The organism is Bradyrhizobium sp. Crot121, from assembly GCF_059512385.1.
This window is the reverse complement of the sequence record NZ_JCAMOR010000336.1, coordinates 1-505: the sequence shown is the minus strand read 5'-3', so window position 1 is coordinate 505 and position 505 is coordinate 1. Positions and strand designations below refer to the sequence as shown.

The window sequence follows — 505 nt, the reverse complement described above, 5'->3', positions numbered from 1 at the left end:
TTGCTCGAAGCCCACACAGCGATGACCGGTTCGGATAGAATTCGCAGGCAGATCACGTGCCAATGTGTCGAGCATGTCGGCACGGTGCATGCCGTACATGCCGTTCCAGCCCGCGGAGTCAGTCGTCAGTATGGGGCCCACAACCGTCCCATCCATTCGGCAATATTGGGAGCCGGGGCCAACCTTGGCCCCCACGCCGGCCAACGAGGGCCCAAGGCCCATGCGCTCCAGCTGGCGCAGACTGTTGGGGTAGATGAAGATCCCGGCACCGACTTCGCCGAGCGCCGGCGCCTGCTCATAGACCGTCACGTCGATGCCGCGACGGCGGAGCGCGACCGCGGCAGATAGCCCGCCGATGCCACCTCCGACGATCGCCACCCTCAAGCGCTGGTTCAATTCTGCGGTGCTCATCGGTGTCCTCATGACTGATAAAAAGAACTGTGCCGTCCTTCGACGACCTAGTGGCCTCAAGGACGACGTGGTCGCGCACCCAAATTCTTCGCCG

General features: G+C 63.2%; 1 protein-coding gene. It reads right to left on the bottom strand.

Annotated features, from left to right (window positions below; translation table 11 throughout):
• A partial coding sequence (locus AC5ZGW_RS46850; RefSeq protein ID WP_496114229.1) for an FAD-dependent oxidoreductase occupies window positions 1-411 on the bottom strand: 411 nt, incomplete at its 3' end.
• Between the last annotated feature and the right edge of the window lie 94 nt (window positions 412-505).